The sequence below is a fragment of the Sporosarcina sp. P7 genome, from assembly GCF_002743425.1.
Taxonomy (GTDB): Bacteria; Bacillota; Bacilli; order Bacillales_A; family Planococcaceae; genus Sporosarcina.
Map to the genome: position 1 here is coordinate 100,126 of NZ_PDZF01000011.1, position 23,924 is coordinate 124,049.

Below are 23,924 nucleotides of genomic sequence, written 5' to 3' on the forward strand. Positions count from 1 at the left end.
AGTGCTCACAGAAGTTCCTCCGACTCCATGTTCATGTAGATAAATAACCCACCAGCATACAGTAAACTGTACCCTATAAGATGGACACTTTGAAAAAGTCCCTCTTATAGAATGTTTTTATGTATACTATGAAAAATGATGTCGGGGGTGGGATCAAATGACTAACCTATTAAAATAAGGTACCTGTGTGAGAAACAAATATGAACGTTTAAACAATCATATTTGTTTCATGCACAGGTACCTTTACTATCAGACAACAATAGTTAATTGTTCTTCCTTCAATTCTTGACTTTGATAATACTCTTGGGCTAAAAGTGTTGTTTGGAACTCTACAGTCGGATCAATTTCTTCTACTACTTCTTGCAACTCATGAACAGTTGTTTCGAAAAATTCTTTTCTCAAGTTTACTTTATTGACTCGCTGTTTTTGTAGTAGCTGATGTAGTTGGTTTTCAAGACCTACTGCATCATTACTGAAAATCATAGCATGGATATCGAATTTGAACGGCACGGAGGCACTTCCCAGTTCATCAACGCGTTCCTGTGGATTTAACCTTCTTGTCATGCCGATTTTGAACATGTTATCTCCAAATGAACCTAAGTTGGATATCACATAAACATATCCGGCTTTACCATTTGCAAGTCTAGTGATTTCTTCCTTCTTCGCTTCAAGTTCATTCTGCTGATTTTCCAACTCTTGAATACGGGCTTCTAGGTTTGAAATTTTATCGGTATCCGTTTCAGATAACAGTAGTTCTCTGTTTCGTTCCATTTCAACTAAGAACTTTGCTTCTTCTTGTTCCAGCTTTTTCTGTTGCTCTTTCAGTGCTTTTCTTTCAGCGGCATCTTGCCTCATCTGTTCACGAATCGCTTGCTGCTCCTCTTTTTCACGTTCGCGTTTTGCATAATAGTGGTGTTCTATTTCTATCGCTTCCAAGAAGATTGGTTCGATCTCTGTTAGAAAACGTGTGATTGTAGGTAAAATTTGATTATTGCCGTCTGCACAGATCGTTAAGTATTTTCTTACTAAAGTACGAACATTATCTTGTGCTTCTTCGAGTTTTGAGTAGGTAAGTGTATATAAGATGTTTTGTAATTCCGCCTGCAGGCCTATTACCATTAACTGATAAATAGTCTTGTTTCCCTTGGTTGTATAACGGTCAACATAAGTATCCAGTACTTTACTCATCTCGCGCTTATTTCGGGTCATTTCTTTTCTGAGTTCTTTCGAGTTTTTATAATGACAATTAAGCTCAATCAAATTTTGTAACAAGCTTTCTTCGTCATAAAACTGACTGACTTTACGTACCTCTTCCTCCAACTTAGAATAATCAATGACGGATGGAAAACGATCGGTCAGTGTTTTGATTCCCAGTATTTCTGCTTTTGCTTTAATAATTTTGTTGGTGTTTGTTTTCAATTGTTTTTCCGATTTCTCATTATCGGCCAATAGTTGATTGCGCTCATCAATATATTTTTGAACATCCTTCAGTACATTTGCTGCATCATAAGCTGCAATTTCTCTAATCTTTTCAGCTTCAGTATTTGCTTCCTTAATCTGCTGGTTCATTTCATCTCGTACTTCATTTCTAAATTCTTCTTTACGTTGTCCAAATAATTCTTTGCTATTGACAATTTCGTCTTTAATAAAATCTAATTCCTCTTTACTGTTAGTAATCTTATCTTCTAACTCTTTCAATTCAGCGTTAAAGATATCTAATTGCCTATTCTTATCTTCCTCTAAAGTGACCAGCACTTCATATTCCTCAAAAGCTTTATTGTTCTTCTTAATTGCTTTCCGCAACTTCCAAACAACTATAGGGCCTACGATAAATATAGCCTCTGGGAATACGAATGCGAGTAAAGATAGAATAATTAATAATACGCTCCATGTCTTTTCAAACCATTTTAATTTGTCATATGACTTTTGAGAAGATAATGTCTGTAGGTCGTCAGGCGGTTGTTTCTTTAACTCTTTTTTACTCAATACCAAAACCCCTCTCATTTTTTCGAATAATAGTAACCAACAACATCAATTGATAGTAATCGACTCGTTTATGCAGAAATACGATACTTTTTACAGTATATGAAACTATTATACCAGTTCTTGTGAAATAAAGAGATGAATGTCACAATATAGATAAGTAAGAGACAGAAGTTGTATATTTCAAAAGCTTTTTTGTCGTTATTATCTAAAATTCGAAATAAGATCCAACAAAGATTGAGGGAAATTCTGAATTGATCTAGATTTATGTGTGAACCTAGTGCGATTTGTTAGAAGATATCAGGCGAAAAAAATACTATATATGTAAGAAACGCTCATGAATATTTCTTGCAAACGTGCTTATCATATCGTGTACCGAAGGATAGATTAATTAAAATTAGTGGTCAAGTTGAAGGTCTTACTATGATAAATAATTTGTGCAAGATAGTTGGTGATTGAGCAGGCGAGGCGATTAATACCTGAGTTTGAAGTACCAGGTCCCGACACAACTTTCACATAATTCTGATAGCCGAAAAGAGGAAATAGAAGCGAATAGTATAGCTGTTTTCAACTCATAAAATGGGGTATCAGATTCTACGAAATACTTCAAACTAAGTGCCGAAAGTGTCCATCAACAATTAAAAGTAAAGCTCACATCAAAAACTCTTATAAAACGCAGCACCTCCTCGATACAATGTATTCTACTGACAGATACTACATGATTTTCTTTCATGATCGTGCCAAGAATATACTAATTCAATAGTTCACTATCTAACGCTAATCTCTCACCACCACTAAAATCGAGAAGTGGTGGAATGTATATTTCTATATTCGGTTTCTTAGTAACAACTAGCTCATTGAAATAGTTTTCAAAATTCGTTGCGTTAAACAAAGTAGATGGTCGGAGGAACGCATTAAATTCACGGTGGTTCAACCACTGCTTGGCCTTTAGATCAATGACACGAATAAAGTCTTCCTGTGTGTAGCCTTCTTTGATTCGACCGTTGATGAATTTACAGGTAGCAGCGGACTGCGCTTTGAAATGTTTTCCGGTTTTGTCATTTAGGTACTGTATCACAGAATGTGCGACGTCGAGATTCTTCTCGACAAAGGTTTTATTCTTTAGATTCTTAAGTTCTTTGGTTATAGGCCCTCCCATAGTGGGATACGCCTTCGTACCAGTGTGGGTTTGCACAGCGTCCAAATGTGAGTTGGTAGACGTCTCATGTTGGGTTGGAGGAGTGTCCACATTTGGGTCTGCCGGTATCTCATTTGGCGTATAGGAAAATGGCAACTTTTCATAATCGATTCGGTACCATTTTGTGTTGTCGATTTTCATCTTATTGTGCTTGGAAGTGGAAATCAGATAACCTTTTTGTTCTAAGTCGTACGTTATCCGTTTAATCGTGTTTAACGACCAAAACGGAAATTCTTCCATCCAGTCGTCATACGTATTGAACACCCATTTATGACCGTCACGGATGTTTTTTGAAATGTTCAATCGGTAATGAAGCTGTTGTAAGAATATCGCAGCATTCAATCCAACTTTCATTGCCAATGAAGGTAATAATTGAATCGGATCTTCGTTAATTAATAATTTCATATGGTGGTCCCCCTAGAGTAAAGTGTTGTAGGAGTATTCATTTAGTGCTCCTCATACTTCATATAGAGAGTTTTCTAGAAAAGGATACACAGTCTTTAAAAGAAGGTAAAAAGGTGTATGTAGTATTTCTGATTGAAATTTACAAAATAAGATACCTTTAATTGAGTAACCTTCTACTATCGGTCTTTAACTGATAAAGCATTTCAGAAACAGTTTAGAGACTTGTGCTTTCTACTATCAATAACCCAAGTATTCATGAATAACATCCTCTCTTTATGTGTATCCTAACTGGAAACAAATATTACTTTAAGGAGGGTGGGGTAAAATGATAATTAAACACTTCCCGTTGAAAAACATCGGCACATTAATCATGCTGTTAATCTTTGGACTGTTACTCAGTGCATGTGGAGAATCGACTATCAAAGCAGAATCTAAAAACATACTAAGTTATCCCGAGGGCGTTCAAAATGGTTCTGTAACGGACAAGTATTATGAGGAATTACAATTCTACTACAAATTAGACACACAACACCAAAAGATAATTGTAGATCTGATTGAAGGCCTTGATAAGAATCCAAAATTATTATATAGCAATGAGAAGGTAGATGAAATGACTAAAGCAATAAGCGATTATAACAATTTTTTAATTGAATTTAATCCTATTAGTACAACAGAGGCTGAAAATGAATTTAGCGCTTTATTAACAGATATTACAAAAAGTCAATTATCAATAAACTCATCTCTCGAAAAGTATTTGAAGTCAAAAAATATACTTCATTTTATTCCATTAACTTTGTTATCCAGTGGCGATGAGGCAAAGAAAGAGGAGTTAATGGAACTATCAAAGAAGCACAAGATCTATACAGAGTAAATGAAATTAAAAAGCGAATGATTAACCAATTATAAAAGTTTAACGCATAGGTACTTTTCATTGTTGTACATGACCAACCCACCAGCATACAGTTGCTGGTGGGTTGTTTGATCTAAATTAATACATGAGAGAGATCTGGCATGCAGTAGACGAAAAAATAACCTGTAGCTACCTGTCCAAAGCACTAAAATAGTTGTCGAATTTCCAATTATCCATCACTTACGAACAATAATCTCATTAGAAAATTGAAGAGTGATATCAATAAAGTCTTGAATAGGAGGGGGAAGATACCGTTCAGGCTGATAGACTAAATACACTGTTCTCTTGGAAGCGAAGTCTTTTATGAAGACTACGTTTCTTCTTTTCGATGGATTTAAGGCGAGAAAGCTTTCTGGTACAACCGATATACCCAGTCCATTCTCCACAAGGCTACATGCAGTTTCTAAGCTTTCTGTTTCGAATTCTACTGACGGTGAAAAGCCTACACGCTCACATGCTTTGATAAATGTTTCTCTGATTTTAAAACCTTCCAGACTATGAATAAACGTTTCGTTTTTCAAATCGATAATTTCAATACTGTTCAGGTTTTTAAATCGATGATCCGGAGGTGTTAGTAATACGTAATTTTCCTGGAAGATAGGTATATATTTGAAGTTGTTGTGATCATTAGCTATAGATGTGATACCTAAATGAATGTCAAAGCTCTCTAAATTTTTTACAATATCCTTCGGTCCTAATTCCCGTACTTTCATCGAGACAGCAGGATTTTTGCTCTTGAAAATTCCGATCATATGGGAAATGAAATACCGGTATGATTCAATCATTCCTAGATTGATTTTGCCTTTACCTACATTTCGTGCGTCCTCCATCTCTTTGTAAATCTTATCGAATAACTCCAATACATTCCCCGCATGTTTATATAAAATTTCTCCTGGTTCGGTCAACTTCAAACTTTTCGTGCTTCTTTCAAATAATGTACATCCGAGCTCCTTTTCTAATGATTTGATTGTATTGCTCAAAGCTGGCTGTGAAATATGTAGCTGTATTGCAGCCCTTGTAAATTGTCCGCATTCTGCGATGGTATGAAAATGCTTTAAAGAGCGAATGTCCATTTTAACACCTCTTCTTTATAACTATAAGTTATCAATTCATAATAATCCGATATTAGACATTATATATCTAGTGATATACAATTTCAACTAGATGGAGTGTTTAGAAAGTTCTAATTCATTTGATTTCATCTTTTATGGAATTATCTTTGGCTCCTGAGCAAATAGCGATGTTTAGCGTCAAATTGAAAGGAGGAACTGCTATGTCATCGAGTAGAAGTGAGAATGGAATGCTAATCCTAGATGTCGATATGATTACGTTTACTGCTATCGGGGCAGTGTTACTAATCTTGGGAACATGGATTGTAAGGAGATATGAAATTCTTTGGAAGTATTCCATTCCAGGGCCTGTAATTGGAGGTTTTGGATTTTCACTATTAATGTGGGGAGCTTATGAATTAGGGCTTTTTGAGTTTCAATACGACAATACACTCTACGATTTATTCATGTATGTTTTCTTTGTAACTATTGGATTGTCTACCGGCGTGTCGATTTTGAAAAAAGGCGGAAAATTGCTTTTGATTTACATGTTGGTTTGTTGGTTTTTGGCTATTTTGCAAAACGGTATTAGTGTCGGCGCGGCATGGCTGACAGGCATTAATCCACTCTCTGCATTAATGGCAGGACAAGCATCTATGCAGGGCGGTCATGGCATGGCAGCCTCACTGGCTCCATTAATTGAGTCATTCGGTGAATCAAATGCACTTACGATTGGAATGGCTGCTTCAACCTATGGACTCATAGCAGGCTCGTTAATCGGAGGACCTGTCGGCAATTGGCTGATCACTAGAAAGAATTTGAAAATCCAAACTGACACGGATGATTTGAATGCGCTTGCAAGTGAGATTGAAGAGAAGAAGACGGCGATTACTTGGCAAAATGTACTCATAGAAAGCTCTTTAATCTTTGTTATATTAGCCATCGGTTTGCCAACAGCACAGTGGATTACAGAAGTGACTGGTTTCTCCATTCCAGGCCATATATTTAGTCTTTTCCTAGGTATTATTTTCCGCTCAATCAATGAGCGAACGTCATGGGTGCCTATGACAGACACGGCAATGGATATGATTTCAAATGTTTCATTGAACATGTTTTTAGTAATGGCCATGATGAAACTGAAATTATGGGAACTGTACGATCTGGCTCTTCCTTTAGCAGTAATACTTGTTTTGCAAACACTAGCGACAATGGCAGTTGCAGTATTCATCCTATATCGATTACTCGGGAAGAACTATGACGCGGCTGTAATGTCAGCAGGATTTATTGGACATGGATTAGGAGCCACGCCAAATGGATTGGTTGTCATGAATGCGATATGTACGAAATATGGTGTCTTTTCAAGGAAAGCGTTTATCATTATCCCGGTTGCGGGGACAGTTTTAACAGATATCGTCGGAGTACCTATATTTGTATTTCTTGCAAACCTTTTAGGAAATTAAACTAGTAATGGGGGAATAACGAATGGAAAAAATTAATATGCCGATCACAGGAATTTGTTCTTTTGCTAAGTATCCAATCTGCACGGACTGGGAAGAAATTGATGCAGACATCGCAGTTTTAGGGGTTCCGTATGATACGGGCGTTGGCTTTTTAAGCGGCTGTCGATTTGGACCTAGAAGAATTCGAGAAGTGTCCACGCATTACGCACGTGGCAATGCAGGGTTTTACGATCCTGAGCGGGATGAAGTATTTTTAGGCGGAGATGTAAAAATCGTGGATGCAGGAGATGCGGATGTCATCCATGGAGATATAGAGCAAGCATTTACTGCAATTGAATATGCTGTAGCAAAAATTCGAGAAAAAGGTGCTATTCCTGCAATTATGGGAGGAGACCATTCGATTTCCATCCCTGTTGCACGCGCATTAAAAGGTGAAGGCGATATCACCGTCATTCAATTAGATGCACATTTAGACTGGTCAGATGCACCAGGCGGGCAGACATTAGGAAACGGTAGCCCTATGCGTAGAATGTCTGAAATGGATCATATTAAAGATATGGTACAAATCGGTTTGCGCGGATTAGGGAGTAGTCGAAAAGAAGATTTTGACGCGGCAAAAGCTTACGGTAGCGAGCTAATCTCAGCACGCGATTCCGCTAAGTTGGGTGTAGAAGGTATACTTAATAAAATTCCAAAAGCCGATAAGTACTATGTGACGATCGATATTGACTGCTTTGATATATCATTGGCTACGGGTACAGGATCTCCTTCACCTGGAGGTTTCTCATTCGATTTCCTAAATGATATTTTAATTGGAATCGCTGAAAAAGGAAACGTCGTTTGTTTCGACCTAGTTGAAGTTGCTCCTCAATATGATCCTACTGGTGCCACGACCCGGGTAGCAGCTATGACGATGCTGAACTTTATGGGTCATATTCTTAAAAACAAAGAAAAACATACTAACTGATAGAATGTACTATAGCCATGTAGCGAATATATTTTATTCGCTGCATGGTTTTTTGAGTGGGTACGAATGAGTAAATCGGGTATCTTTAAAAAGTTTGAAACTTTTTAAAGAAATTGACGTCTGTACGGGGAAATATAGTTTAGGTGCCAAATTGGCACCGATTGTATATTACTACTACATAACGTAAAGGGGAGACAGGAAATGGAGAAACAGCAAAAAAAGAAAAAACCATTTTATAAAAAGTGGTGGGTTTGGTTGCTTGCAATTATTATTATAGCGGCAGTCAATAGCGATGATGAAGACACAGAGAGTGCTGACGTGGAAGAAAATCAACCAGCTGTTACGGCATCGGCGGAGGATAAGCCGGAAAAGGCAGAAGCAGAGACCGAAAAAGTAGAACCTGAAGTGAAAGAAAAACCAGTAGAAGACAATGTACCTAAAGAATTCAAAACAGCTTTGAATAAAGCTGAAACGTATGCAAAAACAATGAACATGTCTAAAAAGGCTATTTCTGAACAATTGACTTCAGAGTATGGTGAAAAATACTCTGCTGAAGCTGCTGAGTATGCAATGAATAATCTTGAATTTGATTGGAAAGCAAATGCACTGAAAAAAGCCGAAACGTATTCGGAAACTATGCATATGTCAAAGCAAGGAATACTTGAACAACTTGTCTCTGAAAATGGTGAGAAGTTTACAGAGGAAGAAGCACAATATGCAATGGATAATTTGCAAGCTGATTTTAATAAAAATGCGTTAGAGAAGGCAAAAACGTATCAGGATACTATGAGCATGTCACCGGAAGCGGTTAGAGACCAGCTGACTTCTACGTACGGTGAGAAATTCACACAAGCAGAAGCTGATTACGCAATCGCTAATTTAGATAAATGATGCTGGCTGATTGGGTGCCAGGTCCCAACGCAATTTAGAAACAATTCTGAATTGAACTAGAGTTGTGTGAGGACCTGGTACCATTTGCGAATCATGTTATAATTACCATAACCTTGCAAACAAATTAGAAAATCAGAAAGCGGGCGATTATTCTGTTTACGATTAAAAATTTTGAAGACAACGAGAATGTAAAAATCAGGGAGGAGCTAGGGCCTTTTAAAGTAGTAGAGTTTCAAAGAGAACTAAGTATCGATCATGCTACGGCCCAATCGGCATATTATGCTTCTGAAATGAATGTAAGAAGGAGACAGCTAGTTTGCGATGTCAGTCAGTCAAACATTACGATTCAGGCAGGGGCCATGCAATGGATGGCCGGAGATGTGAGAGCGACGACTGGACTTAAGGGAGTAGGAGACTTTATTGGAAAAGCGATTAGGGGCAAAGTAACCAAAGAATCGGCCATCAAACCTGAGTACACGGGAACCGGTACACTTGTTTTAGAACCAACGTACAAGCATATTTTGCTACTGGATGTTGACGAGTGGGATCAGTCACTCGTCATTGAAGACGGACTCTTTTTAGCTTGTGATTCAGGATTAAAACATAAGGCTGTGATGCGCTCAAATCTTTCTTCTGCTGCACTCGGTGGGGAAGGTCTTTTCAATCTTGGACTTTCCGGGCAAGGAACGATTGCACTGGAATCTTCCGTATCGAGAGAGGAACTTATAGAAATCGAGTTAGAAAATGATGAGTTGAAAATCGACGGAAATATGGCGATTGCTTGGTCAGGCGGTTTAGAATTTACTGTCGAACGCTCTGGAAAAACACTTATGGGTTCGGCGGCTTCAGGCGAAGGATTGGTAAATGTCTACCGCGGAACAGGAAAAGTATTAATGGCGCCGTTCCTTCAATAAATTCGGAATACCGGATTCTGTTAAAATAAGATGCCTGTGTGGGAAACAACCGTGAATGTGTAAACAATCATGAAAGTTTCACACGCAGGTATTTTTAATTTCCAGAAATATGTTAGGATAAAGTAAAAATGGAAGGGGAGTTTGAATTGAAAAAGATGAATAGTGCATTGGGTTCGTTTGTTATCCTTGGGCTATTGTTAGCGAGTTGTGGAACGGATGACGAAGAAACGAAGCAAGTCGATTCACCAGTGCAAAAAGTCGAGCCGGCACAAGACAATGAGTCAAAAGTCGAAGTAATGGAACGTCCACCAATGGTCAACGAATTCAATGAAGAAACCGACGACATTGAAGAAGCATTCTTCTCGGAATATTCAAGCGTAAAAAATTTCGTTGAAGACTCCGTAAATAGCATGAAAGAGGGATCTGACTATCGAGAGAAATTTGCGCATGCTGAACAATTTCTTGCTAATTCGACAATTACGTATATCGGATATTTCCACAAAGAAATTGAAGAACTTGGCATGACTGAAGACTTCGAAGAACTAAAGACGGCCGCAGCAGAAGTAGTTGAGATGTTTGAGACAAGCGGCGAACATCTTGAAGGGTATGAAACGAAGTATATTGAATTCGAAAATAAAATGAAGGACGTCTATTCAAAAATGTAACTAGACGTTCATTTTAAAATTAGGTACCTGTGTGAGAAACAAATATGAATGTGTAAACCATCATGAAAGTTTCTTGCACAGGTACCTTTTAGTTTTTTTTAAAAGACCTCCGAAAAAATTGAAACTTTTACCTGATTTCTCCGTCTGTACGACAAATCGACATACAGATCCATGATGGGGAGGTTAGAAAATTTGAAGAAGAAAATTATAACGATGTTTGGCGCATTGGTGCTGGCGTGCAGTTCTCCGGTTGCTGGTTGTGCCGCTGGAGAACAAATATTTTCTGATGTACCTGCGAGCAAGCATTTTGCACAAGCGGTGAATGAACTAGCGGAACGGCATGTCATTGGCGGCTATCCAGATGGAACATTTAAGCCCGGCAATCCAGTGACACGCGGACAGGCTGCTGCAATTATTGTGAAACTGACAGGCATAGACACTTCAAACGTGAAAGATCCGCATTTCAAGGATGTGGCAAAAACAAACGGTTCTTATCAGGCAATTGCCGCACTGGCGCAGGCAAATGTCATTGGCGGTTATGAAGATGGCCGGTTTGGTCCGAATGATCCAGTGAAACGGGGACAGCTCGCTTCTATTCTTGTAAAAGCATTCGATTTGCCGCGTTATGATTTCTACGGAATGAAAAATCCTTTTAAAGACGTCGCGGGCAACCAGTCTCACAGTGCCAGCATTTTGATACTTCACCAGTTTGGAATTGCGGGCGGCATTTCGCCGGACCGTTTTGGTGTGAATCAGCCGGTGACGAGGGGACAAGCAGCTAAGATGATGAAAGCAACAGAAGATGAAAAACCTGCGATGGTTTCATTTAAACCGGAAGAGCTTGGGATGGACGGAATATATTCAGTGATTTGGAAAGAGGATCAGGACGTGTACGAGTCGATTGTCGCTCGCGACACAGCGTATGGACCGGGTAGACTGCAACTTATAGCACTGAAAGAAGGAACTGCGACTCTGAATGTCAGCGGATATAACGGGGACTCGCCGATGAATGAAGATGAGGAGATCTACCGGAAATATTATGTACATGTAAAAAAAACAGCTGACGGACTGAAACTATCGATTGAACAAACAGATGATTACTTGCCGACAGAGGCACCGCTGGAATTGTCTAAAGCTGAGAAAATCAAGAAAGTCAGACTGTATTCAGCAACGGGTAAATTGCTAGAGGGTGACGCAGCTCTCCATATATGCAAAGAGAATCAAAAGACTTGTATAACGATTCGCCAGCCGGGCAACTATTATGCCGTTGCTCAATTGGGGAGCGGTGAAGAAATCCGCTATGCGATTCATGTGAAAGAGCCGGAGCATGCTTATTTTCATTACGACATGGACGTGCTGAGAGAGCGGCCGTCTTATACATTCAACGTGGAAGAGCTGTTTGAAAAGAATGGGTATTATGATAAGAAAGCGGCACGATATATTGGGAAGCACACTGTTATTACGGAAAACTCGGAAAACATTGCAAAAATTACAAGAGATCCCGGAACGAATGTATTTCATGTTACAGCTAAGAAAGTCGGCACAGTTGAAGTGAAGTTTGAAAATCCCGTTTATTTTACGGGTCAAGTGGGCGACGGGGTGTCAGGTATGATCACTGGCATGGAAATAAAGGTCCGTGATCTGAATAGTTTGATTCATGTTTCCGCTTCACAAATTTATGAACTTAATTATTGATGATATAGAAGAATGGGCAGTGAAGGAGAATATAAGGGATATCGCATGAGGGGGAACTCTTGTGTGATATCCCTTGTTTTAATTGAAAAGAGAAGAAGGAAGCGGTGTGTGGTTGAGAAACACGCGTTACACCTGTACGTGAAACAAACGTGAAGGTTTTATACACAAGTTCCTTTATCAAAACGACAATAAAATCTTTGAAACTATTTCCGGATTCCTGCGTCTGTACGGTGTTACATAGAGGGGAAGGAAGATGTGAAATGAAAAAGATGATGATGGCGTTACTGAGTGCAATCGTGTTGGCTTGTGGTCTGCCTTTATCGGCGGGAGCGGCAAGCAGTCAGCCGTTCAAGGATGTCTCGTCGAAGCAGCCATACGCGAAAGCGGTGAACGACTTGGCGGCACGCGATATTATTGGCGGTTATCCGGATGGTACGTTCAAGCCGGGGAATCCGATTACGAGAGGACAGGCCGCTTCCATTATTGCGAAGATGCTAAAATTGGATACGGCGAACGTCAAAAATCCTGAGTTTACAGATGTCTCAACGAAAAATGGCCATTACCCTGCGATTGCAGCGCTGGCTGAAGCGAATGTGATCAGTGGCTATCAAGACGGCCGTTACGGTCCGAATGATCCGGTAAAACGGGGGCAGTTTGCTTCGATCATTGTGAAAGCGTTCGATTTGCCGCGATATTATTTCTACGATACGAAAAATCCGTTTAAGGATGTCGTGGAATATCAATCGCATGGTACGAATGTTCTCATCCTGTACCGTCTTGGAATTACTTCAGGTACGTCTCCTGATAGATTCAGCATCAATGCGCAGATTACGCGCAGTCAAGCAGCTGTATTATTGACGAAAACCGAGAAATCGAAGCCGGCGATGGTTACGGTGCGGGCGGATGAACTAGGGTTCGATAGGATAAGTGTTCGTTCAGAATCGGGCGGCATCTATCAAGATCTTGGTAATAAAAATGAGTTGTTTCAAGCAATCTACACGTATGGAAAAGATCCATCAACAGACGGGCGGGTTCAATTGATTCCGCTGAATGAAGGAAAGGGCACTCTCGCTTTACACGGATGGAAAGGCTCGCAGCAAGAAATTATAAAGTATTACGTACAAGTGAAAAAAGTGAATGGAGAATTGCGGCTGACGCTTGAGAAAACGAATGATTATTTGCCGACTGCCGCGATCTTCGACATGCCTACAGCAGAAAAGATTACTAGTGTCAGCATTTATACAGTGGACGGTGCATTGGTGTCCGGTGATGCTACATTCGGGACGTACCAATACCCTACTCGCAAGTATATTGTGATCGACAAGCCAGGTGACTACATTGCGACTGTGCGTTTTGCGAATGGAAAAGATGTACGGTTCGCAATTGAGGCAAAGATACCGAAAGATGGGGCATTTTATTATGACACTGAGGTGTTGCAAGAACAGCCTTCGCTTACGTATGATGTAGCGTCGTCGTACGATGGATATTATACCTATGACAAAAAAGCCGCGAATAATATAGGGAAGCACACGATACTCACTGAAAACGCCGAAGCTATAGCAACAGTAGAGCGGGAGCCGGGTACGGGCATATTCCATATTACAGCGAAAAGCGTAGGCACAATTGATATGGAATTTGAAAATGACGTCTATTGGATGATTGGCCAGCCGGGTGACGCGACGTCAGGCATGGATAGAGGGAGAACGATCCATGTAAAAGAAATGTATGGCATAGTGAATGTGTCTGTACGCTCTATTTTTGACATAAATCCCGATATGTAACGGGCACGATCGGTGCAATGGATATTACTGATTTTACGTGAAGGTACCTGTGTTCGAAACAACCGTAAATGTGTAAACCATCATGAAAGTTTCGTGCACAGATATTTTTATTAAGATATTACCCAGAAGCCCAACTTCTGAGTAATATCTTTTTTACATACATTCGTACCAAAATCCCCCAAAAGACAAAATCCGCAACCTTCAAACACCCCCAACGTCTATACTATGCTGTATACTACCAATAAAAATCCTCAGCAATAAAGCAGGTGAATCCTATATGAAAAGATCCGAATATAAAGAACAACAGCGTAAAAAAACGCCAATAAAGAAAATTAGCCTGAAGAAAAAGATCATTCGTTTCGTATCCATCAGTGTACTGCTTGCCGTTCTTTGCACACTACTTGTACTGAATGTCTTCATCACATTCAGCGATGTTAGTAAAATTGAAGGACCCGCACCCAGATCGACGGTTATTTACGATCCGAACGGAGAAATCATCAGTAAGGTTTCGAATTCGAATATTGAAGGTGTATCGATCGACCAGATTCCGAATACGCTGATCGAAGCTGTCATTTCCGTGGAAGATCAACGATTCTACAAACATCACGGCATTAATTATTTCACGATGGGACGCGCCTTACTCGAGAACGCGTTCAAAGGCAAAATCGTGGCAGGGGGCAGTACGATTACGCAGCAACTTGCTAAAAATGCGTTTTTGACGCAGGAGCGTACGTACTCGCGTAAATTTAAAGAACTGATCCTCGCAAAGAAGATTGAACGAGTGTATTCGAAAGAGGAGATCATGGAACGTTATCTTAACCAAATCTATTTCGGCGACGGGGCGTGGGGTGTTCAACGTGCGGCGCAGACCTATTTCGGTAAGGATGTCAGCGAATTGACGTTAAGCGAATCTGCGACAATCGCAGGCATCATTAAAGCACCGTCGCATTTAGCGCCAACAAAAAATATGGAAAAGTCGGTGAAACGGCGCAATGTGGTGTTGTCGTTGATGCTACGTGAACAGTATAGTAGTCAGCAAGAATACGATGAAGCGATAGGACAGAAAATAGAACTGGCTGATTCGACAGTGCCAGATTATAAAGCGAAATATCCCTATTATATCGACCGTGTAGTGGACGAGGCGGTCAATATGTACGATTTAACGAGAAATGAAGTGCTATCCGGCGGTTTGCATATTACGACAGAAATCAATCCTATGGTCCAGAATGCGCTGGAAGAAGTGTATGGGGATGATAGATATTTTCCGAAGAGCACTCCGGATCAACTTTTGCAGAGTGCCTCTGTTTTCTTGAACCCTAAAACAGGCGGGATCCTGGCGTTAGTCGGTGGTAGAGGAGAATATACGCATGGAAGCTTTAATAATGCGACTGACCTCATCCGGCAGCCTGGATCTGCGTTAAAGCCGCTTGCCGTCTATACTCCGGCACTTGAGCAAGGGTACCATATGTCGGATTTGCTTGTGGATGAACCTATCGATATGGATGGGTATTCTCCGAAAAACTTTGATCAGAAATATAGAGGGAACGTGACCATGTACGATGCACTCGCACAATCGTATAATATCCCTCCCGTTTGGCTGTTAGATCAGATCGGCATCAAAAATGGAGTTCGTGCTGTTGAACGGTTTGGAATTCCATTAGAAAAAAATGACCGTGCACTTGGATTAGCCTTGGGAGGACTGGTCAAAGGCACTTCTCCTTTGCGGATGGCACAAGCGTTTTCTGCGTTTGCGAATGATGGTGTGATGGAGGAAGCTCATGCGATCACAGAAATTAAAGATTCGGAAGGAAAAGTGCTCGGGAAGTGGCGGGGAGAGTCTGTGCAGGTGACAGATGCGGAAGTTGCCCAGCAAATGACCTATATGCTGCAAGGGGCTGTTGCGGAAGGTACTGCGAAAAAAGCACAAATTTCCGGTATGGACGTGGCGGGGAAGACGGGCACCACACAGCTCCCGTTTGAAGGAGTGGACGGTTCAAAAGATCATTGGTTCGTTGGCTATACACCGGATATTGTCGGTGCGGTCTGGCTCGGATATGATCAAACAGACGCCGACCATTATTTAACCTCCACGAGTAGCGTTACCGCACCGCCCATTTTTGCGCAGGTTGTTTCAAAATCATCCAGCGAATTGACTGCGAAGAAATTTGATTTGTCGTTAATTGATGAAGAAATAAAAGAGCTGAAGAAGCAGAAGAAAATGACAAAGGAAGAAAGAGAAAAGAATGAGAAGAAAAAAGAGTTTTGGGAGGAGATTGAAAAGTGGGGACGGAGCTGGTTTAAAGGTAAAGAGGACTAAAGGCAACGCGAGCGCGTCATCAGGTACCAGGTCCCCACACAATTTAGAAACAATTCTGAATTGAACTAGAGTTGTGTGTGGACCTGGTACCTTTTGTGATAGCTTCAGACCCGAAAGTTTAAGCTTTGTTCAAGGTTTCACCGTGAACAGAAAAATGGTATACTATTTGAAGTTGCCAAACCAACTGGTTACACTTATTATCCATACATATCGCGATTGAAATGTAATCTCGGTCTAATGATTTTATTGAATGCAAAAACCACAACAAATAAATGGCTTGAAAAGAAGATTGGAAATCCGATCTTCTTTTTAGCGTGAAAAATGATAATCGCTTGGAAATGAATCATGAAGGGACTAATTATTATAAAAAAGACATTTGCTTACGAAAATAAATTACCATCTTTACCCATACCGCCAGTAACGAGTACAAAGGAGAAACTTCTTGAATGGGTTGAACCTCTTGTAAACGATGAACAATTTAAAGAAACTACGGAGGTTGTTAACCATTTTTTCAAGGTGGATGGAGATGCAGAAAAACTTCAAAAAAAATTATGCGAATGGGATGCCAAAATGGAAGGTAGTTGGCTAAAGCCTTTATGGGATGATATGTATTTAAATTTCCGCGACCCTTTGCCAACGGGCATGCATTTCAATATTTTATTAGATAATAAAAAGCATGAAAATCGATATACGCGTGCGGAACTTACCGGAAGGGTTAGCCGTTTAGTCACGGAATTATATCATTTAATAATTGATGGCGAGGTGGCGCCCGTCATACAAAATGGTGTGCCCCAAGATATGAGTCAATATAAGAAATTTTTTAAGTCCATTCGTATTCCGAGAGTAGAAAGAGATGAATTTAGACTAGCGGCATTCGAGAAAAGAAATAACTATGTCATGATTTTATATAAAAGAAATGTTTATAAAGTGAACGTAACCAATAGTGAAGGTGAAATTTATCAAAGCAGTGAAATCGCAAATGCTATTGAAAGAGCCTTTCAAGAAGAGCAAAGTGAAGGTAGCAACGTAGGAATTTTTACAACTGCGAAAAGAGACGAAGCTGCGAAGATATATGATCAACTCACCGTATCTAAAGTGAATGCGGATACTCTACAAACGATAGCGGATTCGCTAATTGTCATTTCTATGGATGAAGAAAGTAGTAATTCCGAAGAAGCGATTGAGAACTTAATGTTAAATGGAACGAACAAATACTTTGATAAAACCATCCAAGTCATCCTCACTAAAAAAGGTGAATTGGGTTATAGCATCGAGCATTCTTCGGTTGATGGTACGACGATATTTGCCGTCATAAGCTATGTAAATGAAGGCCTGGAAAGTGAAGAGCCTGAAACCATCTATACGACTGAACCCACTCGAATGGAAAAACAGCAATGGGAATTATCTGCGGAGATTGAGAAGTCGTTAATGAGATTCGAAAAAGATCATGCGAATGTTAAAAAAGAGTTTTTTATTAAAACGAGAACCTTCAACGGCTTTGGTTCAGATGAAATCAAAAAAATGAATATTAGTCCGGACGCTTTTTTTCATATGGCCTTACAAATTGCACAGTACAGAACGTTTGGCGTATGTAGAAGTGTGTATGAACCTGTTTCAGTCCGTGCATTTTATGAGGGAAGAACAGAATGTGCGAGAGCGACCAGTATGGAGAAGCTGAACTTGGTGAAAGCGCTAGAAAACGGTGCTGAGAGTAATGAAGTGTTGTATGCCTTAATGCAAAAGGCGAGCGCGGCTCATACAAATCGAATCATAACGTGCCGTAAAGGATTCGGTGTTGAAAGACATATGTACGGTCTGGAGCAAATGTATAAGTTACACGGGGTAGACATCGGTATGACGGATACACCAGCACTCTTTAGCGATCCTGGCTATTTGAGAATGCGTCATGATTTTATTTCGACAAGTGGTATGGCTTATGACAATGTAAAGTATCGGATATTCGGCCCAGTCGTTGAAGGCGGTTTTGGACTCGCTTATATTTTATTAGATCAAACAATTACTATTAATATCTCCTCCAGTGCTGATGAAGCAGATCATGCGCAGAAGTTAACCAATCATTTGATAGATGCATTTTTAGAATTAAGACAGATTGCGAATCGTAGTCTTTAAATAATTCAAGGCTAATTGTTAACAGATGGTAGAGCGCAATCTAGAAGTATTTAACGTAAGCGCAAACCTAGTAAGAGGTATGGAGTCAGTTGGTGGAAAACTGAAAATCACGCTCCTGTTAGTCCCGAACGATAATGGATTACTTAAACGCCCAAATCGGTAAGTAATGAATAAGCTATACAACAAGCCCTCTACGCATTCGTAGGGGGCTATTTATAATCGTGCCGATTGTTTATTGCTGCCGCAAAATTCGTGTACATATCACCGAACAGATTGGGCGTGTGGCCATGCGTAACATCATCAAATAGCTCCTGCCCATAATTCAGATTATGCATTGTATTCTGTCAATACATATGGTAAGTTAGTAAATGATAAAAAATGAAGTATAAACTTCATTTGCGATATTAAAGATGTCTTGGCTTCAAAAGGAGAGAAAGTGATTGAAACTTAAAGAGCTTATCCAAGAACGCTACAATACTCTATCGAAAAGCCAAAAGAAAGTAGGGCAGTATGTTATCGATTACCCAAAAATCGTTGCGATGTCTTCAGCGCAAGAAATCGGGGCAAAGATTGATGTCAGTGAAACGACGGTTATCCGCTTCAGTCATAGTTTGGGATTTTCCGGTTATGCAGAATTACAAAAGGAAATTCGAGAGAAATTGTTGTTTCAACAAAGCAGCTTGACGACCTATCAGCAATCCAAGCTTGTGCTCGAACAAAAACCGCATTTCTTTGAGCAAGTCATGGAGAAGGATCGTGTAACCATTACGGAGACGATGAAACAGATTCAGGAGGCTGACTATGAAGAGGCGATTGAACGCCTTTCGAACGCCGAAACTGTCTATGTGCTTGGCCTTCGGTCGTCCTATACCGCGGCTAATTGGCTTTCCTATACAATCGGTTTAGTGAGAAGTAACGTGCAGTTGTTGCGGCCCGAAACGGAAGATGTCATTCAAACGTTGAGTCAAATGAATTGCAACTCCGTAGTAATTGTCATCTCGTTTCATCGTTATTTAAAAGAAACGATTCAAATTGCACGATTGGCGCATGAACAGGATGCATTCATTATTGGGATTACAGATTCGACACTAGCTCCGATCCATACATATAGTCATTTATTATTTCCAATTTATTCACCAAATAAGTCGACACTCGACGCAACTGCTTCTTTGTTTTCATTCATGAATGCGGTTGTGGCTGGTTTATCGGTGAAGGAAAAAGACAGTTTTGAGAAAAGGCAAAATTCCTATCAATCAATAGCGAGTGATTTTTTATTCGTGGAAGGGGTGGATTGAAGATGGAAGCAGCGTTGAAAGAAGTGCAACCATTGATTGAAGAGGTGTTTACTCATTTGCATGAACATCCCGAAATCAGTTGGCAGGAAGTAGAGACGACGAAGTATTTACAGCAGTTACTAGAGAATGAAGGGTTCCAAGTGACGACATTTGAGGATTCGACGGGGCTAGTTGTGACGGTCGGTACTGGCAAGCATTGCGTTGCGCTTCGTTCGGACATTGATGCATTATGGCAAGAAGTCGACGGGGTGTATCAAGCCAATCATTCATGTGGACATGACGCACATATGACGATGGCGGTTGGGACGTTACTCGTTCTGAAGAGACTTGGGATTCCAAAAGTGGGTCGCTTAAAAGTGATTTTCCAACCTGCCGAGGAAAAAGGAACCGGTGCATTATCATTTGTGGAAAAAGGCGTTGTGGACGATGTAGATTATTTGTATGGTGTGCATCTTCGTCCTATTCAAGAACTCGGGGATGGCTATTCGACGCCCGCTATTTTGCACGGTTCTGCAAAAATGGTAACGGGATCGATTACAGGAACGGATACACATGGTGCGAGGCCACATCTTGGTCAAAATGCGATTGAAGTAATGGCGCAACTCGTTCAGGCAATCCATGCTATTCACGTCAATCCAATGGTTCCGCATTCCGCAAAAATGACGATGTTTCAAGCGGGTGGGGAATCGGCAAACATTATTCCCGGTAACGCGGTGTTCAGCTTAGACATTCGAGCCCAAACAAATGAGGTCATGGAGAAGCTAATGAGTCAAGTGGAACAAAAGATTTCTACTGTTGCTGAGATGTTTGAAGTGCAGATCGATTTTGAAATCAAATCAGAAATAGCCGCTGCACAGGTGGATGAAACCGCAGTAGAAATAATGGCACAAGCAATTAAGGAAACAGTGGGAGAGCAGTCTCTCGTGCCTTCTATAGTCACGCCGGGTGGAGAAGATTTTCATTATTACACACTGAAACGACCGGCCATCAAAGCGACGATGCTTGGACTTGGGTGTGATCTATCGCCGGGACTTCATCATCCGAATATGACGTTCAATCATGACAGTATACTGACGGGAATCGAAATACTCGCCCGAGCAGTGAACCGCACATTTGAGCAGCTAGAACAAAGGACGTGAGTTTATGAAGACTAATTTATCGATTCGCAAATTAGAATCGAACGAAGACATGCGAATGGTTCAAGGACTTGAAAAACAAATTTGGGGAGAGAATACTGTTCCAACACATCAAACCTATACGGCGTCAAAAAATGGTGGGTTAGTGATTGGTGCTTTCGATCAACAGGAGATTGTTGGATTTTCATATAGTTTTCCGGGGTTTGCAAATGGGAAAACGTATTTATGTTCGCATATGCTTGGCGTCCATCCGAATTATCAATTATTAGGGATTGGCAAGATGCTAAAGGATGAGCAGCGTAAACTGGCCAAAGAAATCGGCTATGACTTAATGACGTGGACATTTGATCCGTTGGAAAGCCGTAATGCCTATTTAAACCTGACGAAGCTGTACGGTATCAGCACTACATATCTGGAAAATTGCTATGGCGAAATGGAAGATGGTTTGAATAAAGGATTACCATCAGACCGGCTTCAGGTCGAGTGGTGGATTTCTAGTGAACGGGTGGAAGACGGGTGGACACCCCAACTAGCCAACTACGACCGACCGTTTGATGTCGGACAATCTGAAAAAGGCAATCCGATGATGGAAGTAAATCTAGAGGAAATCTCTTCAAGTAGCGAGGGCATGGAAGTACCGATACCGAAAAACATTCAATTCATTAAAAAGGATGAGCCTGAACTTGCATTGGATTGGCGAATGAAAATCCGAGCTGTCTTTCAATCACTATTTGGCGCAGGTTATGCGCTAGTAGGGTTGAAGAAATCCGACACGGACGTTCATTACTATCAATTCATAAAAAGAACAATGATTCCACTACATATAAAACATGAGGAGAATTCGAATGATTATAAAAGAGATTAATATCCGAAAAATGAAAATGATGATGAAAAACCCTTTCACTACAAGCTTTGGTACGTTTCAAGAGAAAGATTTTTTATTGCTTGAAGCGATAGATGAGTATGGAAACACGGGATGGGGGGAGTCAGTCGCATTCCATTCACCTTGGTACAGTGAAGAAACAATCGAAACTAATCTACATATGTTGGAGGACTTTTTAATCCCTTTAGTGATTGGGAGGGAAATCAATCACCCAGATGAAGTGAGTTCACTTTTCAAAGCAATTCGTAAAAATAATATGGCGAAATCCACTGTAGAGGGAGCGGTTTGGGATCTTTATGCAAAGCGTAACAAAATGACATTAGCACAGGCGTTAGGTGGAGAAATGGAGAAAATAGAGGTCGGAATTAGTATTGGGATTCATGAAGATACAGCTAAATTAGTAGAGACAGTCCGCGGTTTTGTTGAGGAAGGCTATAAACGTATCAAAGTAAAGATCAAACCAGGATATGACGTTGACGTGATACGTGAACTTCGCACAAACTTCCCTGACGTACCGCTAATGGCGGATGCCAACTCGGCCTATACACTTGAAGATGTGGAACTGCTTAAACAGTTGGATGAATTTAATTTAACGATGATCGAGCAACCGCTTGCTTCGGACGATATCATCGACCATGCCACTTTGCAAAAAGAAATCCAAACACCGATTTGTTTAGATGAGAGTATCCACTCTCTTGAAGATACACGAAAAGCGTTAGAGCTTGGGAGCTGTAAAATCATCAATATTAAAATTGGTCGTGTCGGGGGATTGACTGAAGCGAAGAAAATTCATGATTACTGCATGGAACATGGTATTCCCGTTTGGTGTGGAGGCATGCTGGAGTCAGGAATTGGACGCGCACATAACGTAGCGCTTACGACACTGCCTAATTTCATTCTGCCAGGTGACACAGCAGGATCATCCCGCTATTGGGAGGAAGATATCATCACACCAGAAGTCGTTGTGGAAAATGGGTTTATTACAGTGCCTAGTTCATATGGCATTGGATATGAACCGGATATTGAAGCAATGAATAAATTCACGGTGAAAGAAATGAATTATAAAGCAAAATGAGTCAAGTGGGCGACCATGTTCACCCACTAGGCTTTCTATAATCTGAAAAATTAATTTACATAGAACCCAAAAACTTATACTAGAAGGCGAGGAAGAGGGATGAAAAAGAGTTTTCAAATCGGTGCAGCTTTCATCGGTGTGATCGTCGGCGCAGGATTTGCATCTGGACAAGAAATTCTGCAGTTTTTCACTAGTTTTGGCACAATAGGCATAGTTGGAACACTTGTCGCAGCAGTATTATTTGCATTCATCGGCATGAATTTAACCCAATTAGGTAGCCGTTTGCAAACCACGTCCCATCAGAATGTCATTTACCATATTTGTGGACGTTATTTAGGTATTGTTGTGGATTTCGTTATCACATTTTTCCTATTCGGTGTCACCGTCGTCATGTTTTCAGGTGCCGGTGCAATATTCGAACAGCAATTACATATTCCCGGATATATCGGAAGTATTATAATGGCTATTTTAACCATCGCGACAGTGACGTTAAGTGTTCAAAGAGTCATCACGCTCATTGGGGCATTCACACCATTTTTACTATTGCTCGTTATGGTGATCACGGTGTATTCAGTTATCAACTATGATTTCTCGGCCGCTGAAATTCAAGCGGCAGTTACCGGTACAAACCAAGGGGCCCCTCATTGGCTAGTAGGTGGACTCTTGTATGTTTCCTATAATATCGCGGCTGGTGTTGCGATGCTCACAGTCATGGGAGGAACAGTCAAGGACGAAAAAGTTGCCGCGTGGGGTGGAATCATCGGAGGTCTGGGTCTGGGTCTTCTCCTTCTTCTCATCAATATATCGATGTTGACACAGTTGAAAGAAATCGCCGCGGTACCGATGCCGATGCTGTTCTTGGCGAATAATATAAGCCCGGTAGTTGGTGCACTCATGTCCATTATTTTATTGGGAATGATTTATAATACTGCAGTAGGCATGTTGTACGCATTCACCGTACGCTTTGTCAAACCTGACACAGCACGCTTTAAAGGGAGCATTATCCTATTTGGTTTAGTAGCATATGCCGCAAGCTTCATCGGTTTCGTAACACTCGTGGGCACTGTTTATCCGGTAATGGGTTATCTTGGATTCGTATTGATCGGTGCGATCATTTTCGCGTGGTTTAAGAAGAAAAGAGTATTATATCCGGTTGAAAGTTAAAGAAAG

General features: G+C 40.5%; 18 protein-coding genes. 15 read left to right on the plus strand and 3 right to left on the minus strand.

The window, feature by feature from the left end; genetic code table 11:
* Positions 1-249: 249 nt before the first annotated feature.
* Positions 250-1,986 carry a GIY-YIG nuclease family protein gene (locus CSV60_RS15995; RefSeq protein ID WP_199175280.1) on the minus strand — a complete coding sequence of 579 codons (1,737 nt, stop codon included), beginning with the start codon at positions 1,984-1,986 and terminating at the stop codon, positions 250-252.
* Between the two features lie 748 nt (positions 1,987-2,734).
* Positions 2,735-3,586 (minus strand): conserved phage C-terminal domain-containing protein, encoded by an 852-nt coding sequence (locus CSV60_RS11860; protein ID WP_099637124.1) that lies wholly within the window; start codon positions 3,584-3,586, stop codon positions 2,735-2,737.
* A 325-nt stretch (positions 3,587-3,911) separates the two neighbouring features.
* Between CSV60_RS11860 and CSV60_RS11865 the strand changes: the two genes are divergently transcribed.
* The gene (locus CSV60_RS11865; RefSeq protein WP_099637125.1) at positions 3,912-4,457 is read left to right on the plus strand and encodes an outer membrane protein assembly factor BamD; all 546 of its coding nucleotides are present in this window, start codon (positions 3,912-3,914) and stop codon (positions 4,455-4,457) included.
* Positions 4,458-4,672: 215 nt separating this feature from the next.
* On the opposite strand, the gene CSV60_RS11870 is transcribed toward CSV60_RS11865, so the two are convergent.
* The gene (locus CSV60_RS11870; protein WP_099630696.1) at positions 4,673-5,569 is read right to left on the minus strand and encodes a LysR family transcriptional regulator; all 897 of its coding nucleotides are present in this window, start codon (positions 5,567-5,569) and stop codon (positions 4,673-4,675) included.
* A gap of 200 nt (positions 5,570-5,769) precedes the next feature.
* Here CSV60_RS11870 and CSV60_RS11875 point away from each other — a divergent pair, with 200 nt between their 5' ends.
* The 14 genes from CSV60_RS11875 (at position 5,770) to CSV60_RS11940 (ending at position 23,918) form a co-directional block, all read left to right on the plus strand.
* A complete protein-coding gene (locus CSV60_RS11875; protein WP_099637126.1) occupies positions 5,770-7,005 on the plus strand; it encodes a sodium/glutamate symporter in 1,236 nt (411 codons plus the stop codon).
* 22 nt (positions 7,006-7,027) lie between these two features.
* On the plus strand, positions 7,028-7,972 hold the full coding sequence (locus CSV60_RS11880; RefSeq protein ID WP_099637127.1) for an agmatinase: 945 nt from the start codon (positions 7,028-7,030) through the stop codon (positions 7,970-7,972).
* A 201-nt stretch (positions 7,973-8,173) separates the two neighbouring features.
* Entirely contained in the window at positions 8,174-8,863 is a 690-nt protein-coding gene (locus CSV60_RS11885) for an Ltp family lipoprotein (protein WP_099637128.1), read from the plus strand.
* Positions 8,864-9,153: 290 nt separating this feature from the next.
* On the plus strand, positions 9,154-9,777 hold the full coding sequence (locus CSV60_RS11890; RefSeq protein ID WP_233189611.1) for an AIM24 family protein: 624 nt from the start codon (positions 9,154-9,156) through the stop codon (positions 9,775-9,777).
* Positions 9,778-9,923: 146 nt separating this feature from the next.
* Positions 9,924-10,442, plus strand: coding sequence for a hypothetical protein (locus CSV60_RS11895; RefSeq protein WP_143565342.1), 519 nt, complete (start codon positions 9,924-9,926; stop codon positions 10,440-10,442).
* 192 nt (positions 10,443-10,634) lie between these two features.
* Positions 10,635-12,137 carry an S-layer homology domain-containing protein gene (locus tag CSV60_RS11900; protein WP_158233175.1) on the plus strand — a complete coding sequence of 501 codons (1,503 nt, stop codon included), beginning with the start codon at positions 10,635-10,637 and terminating at the stop codon, positions 12,135-12,137.
* Between the two features lie 260 nt (positions 12,138-12,397).
* Positions 12,398-13,918, plus strand: a complete 1,521-nt coding sequence (locus tag CSV60_RS11905; RefSeq protein WP_099637132.1) for an S-layer homology domain-containing protein — start codon at positions 12,398-12,400, stop codon at positions 13,916-13,918.
* A 277-nt stretch (positions 13,919-14,195) separates the two neighbouring features.
* Positions 14,196-16,235 carry a transglycosylase domain-containing protein gene (locus CSV60_RS11910; protein WP_099637133.1) on the plus strand — a complete coding sequence of 680 codons (2,040 nt, stop codon included), beginning with the start codon at positions 14,196-14,198 and terminating at the stop codon, positions 16,233-16,235.
* Between the two features lie 345 nt (positions 16,236-16,580).
* Positions 16,581-18,365 (plus strand): choline/carnitine O-acyltransferase, encoded by a 1,785-nt coding sequence (locus CSV60_RS11915; RefSeq protein WP_099637134.1) that lies wholly within the window; start codon positions 16,581-16,583, stop codon positions 18,363-18,365.
* A 440-nt stretch (positions 18,366-18,805) separates the two neighbouring features.
* Positions 18,806-19,660 (plus strand): MurR/RpiR family transcriptional regulator, encoded by an 855-nt coding sequence (locus CSV60_RS11920; RefSeq protein ID WP_099637135.1) that lies wholly within the window; start codon positions 18,806-18,808, stop codon positions 19,658-19,660.
* 2 nt (positions 19,661-19,662) lie between these two features.
* Entirely contained in the window at positions 19,663-20,799 is a 1,137-nt protein-coding gene (locus tag CSV60_RS11925; RefSeq protein ID WP_099637136.1) for a M20 peptidase aminoacylase family protein, read from the plus strand.
* A 4-nt stretch (positions 20,800-20,803) separates the two neighbouring features.
* A complete protein-coding gene (locus CSV60_RS11930) occupies positions 20,804-21,661 on the plus strand; it encodes a GNAT family N-acetyltransferase (protein ID WP_099637137.1) in 858 nt (285 codons plus the stop codon).
* A complete protein-coding gene (menC, locus tag CSV60_RS11935) occupies positions 21,642-22,754 on the plus strand; it encodes an o-succinylbenzoate synthase (RefSeq protein WP_099637138.1) in 1,113 nt (370 codons plus the stop codon). The genes CSV60_RS11930 and menC overlap by 20 nt, the downstream gene beginning before the upstream one ends.
* Positions 22,755-22,853: 99 nt before the next feature.
* Positions 22,854-23,918, plus strand: coding sequence for a YkvI family membrane protein (locus CSV60_RS11940; RefSeq protein ID WP_099637139.1), 1,065 nt, complete (start codon positions 22,854-22,856; stop codon positions 23,916-23,918).
* Positions 23,919-23,924: the final 6 nt, after the last annotated feature.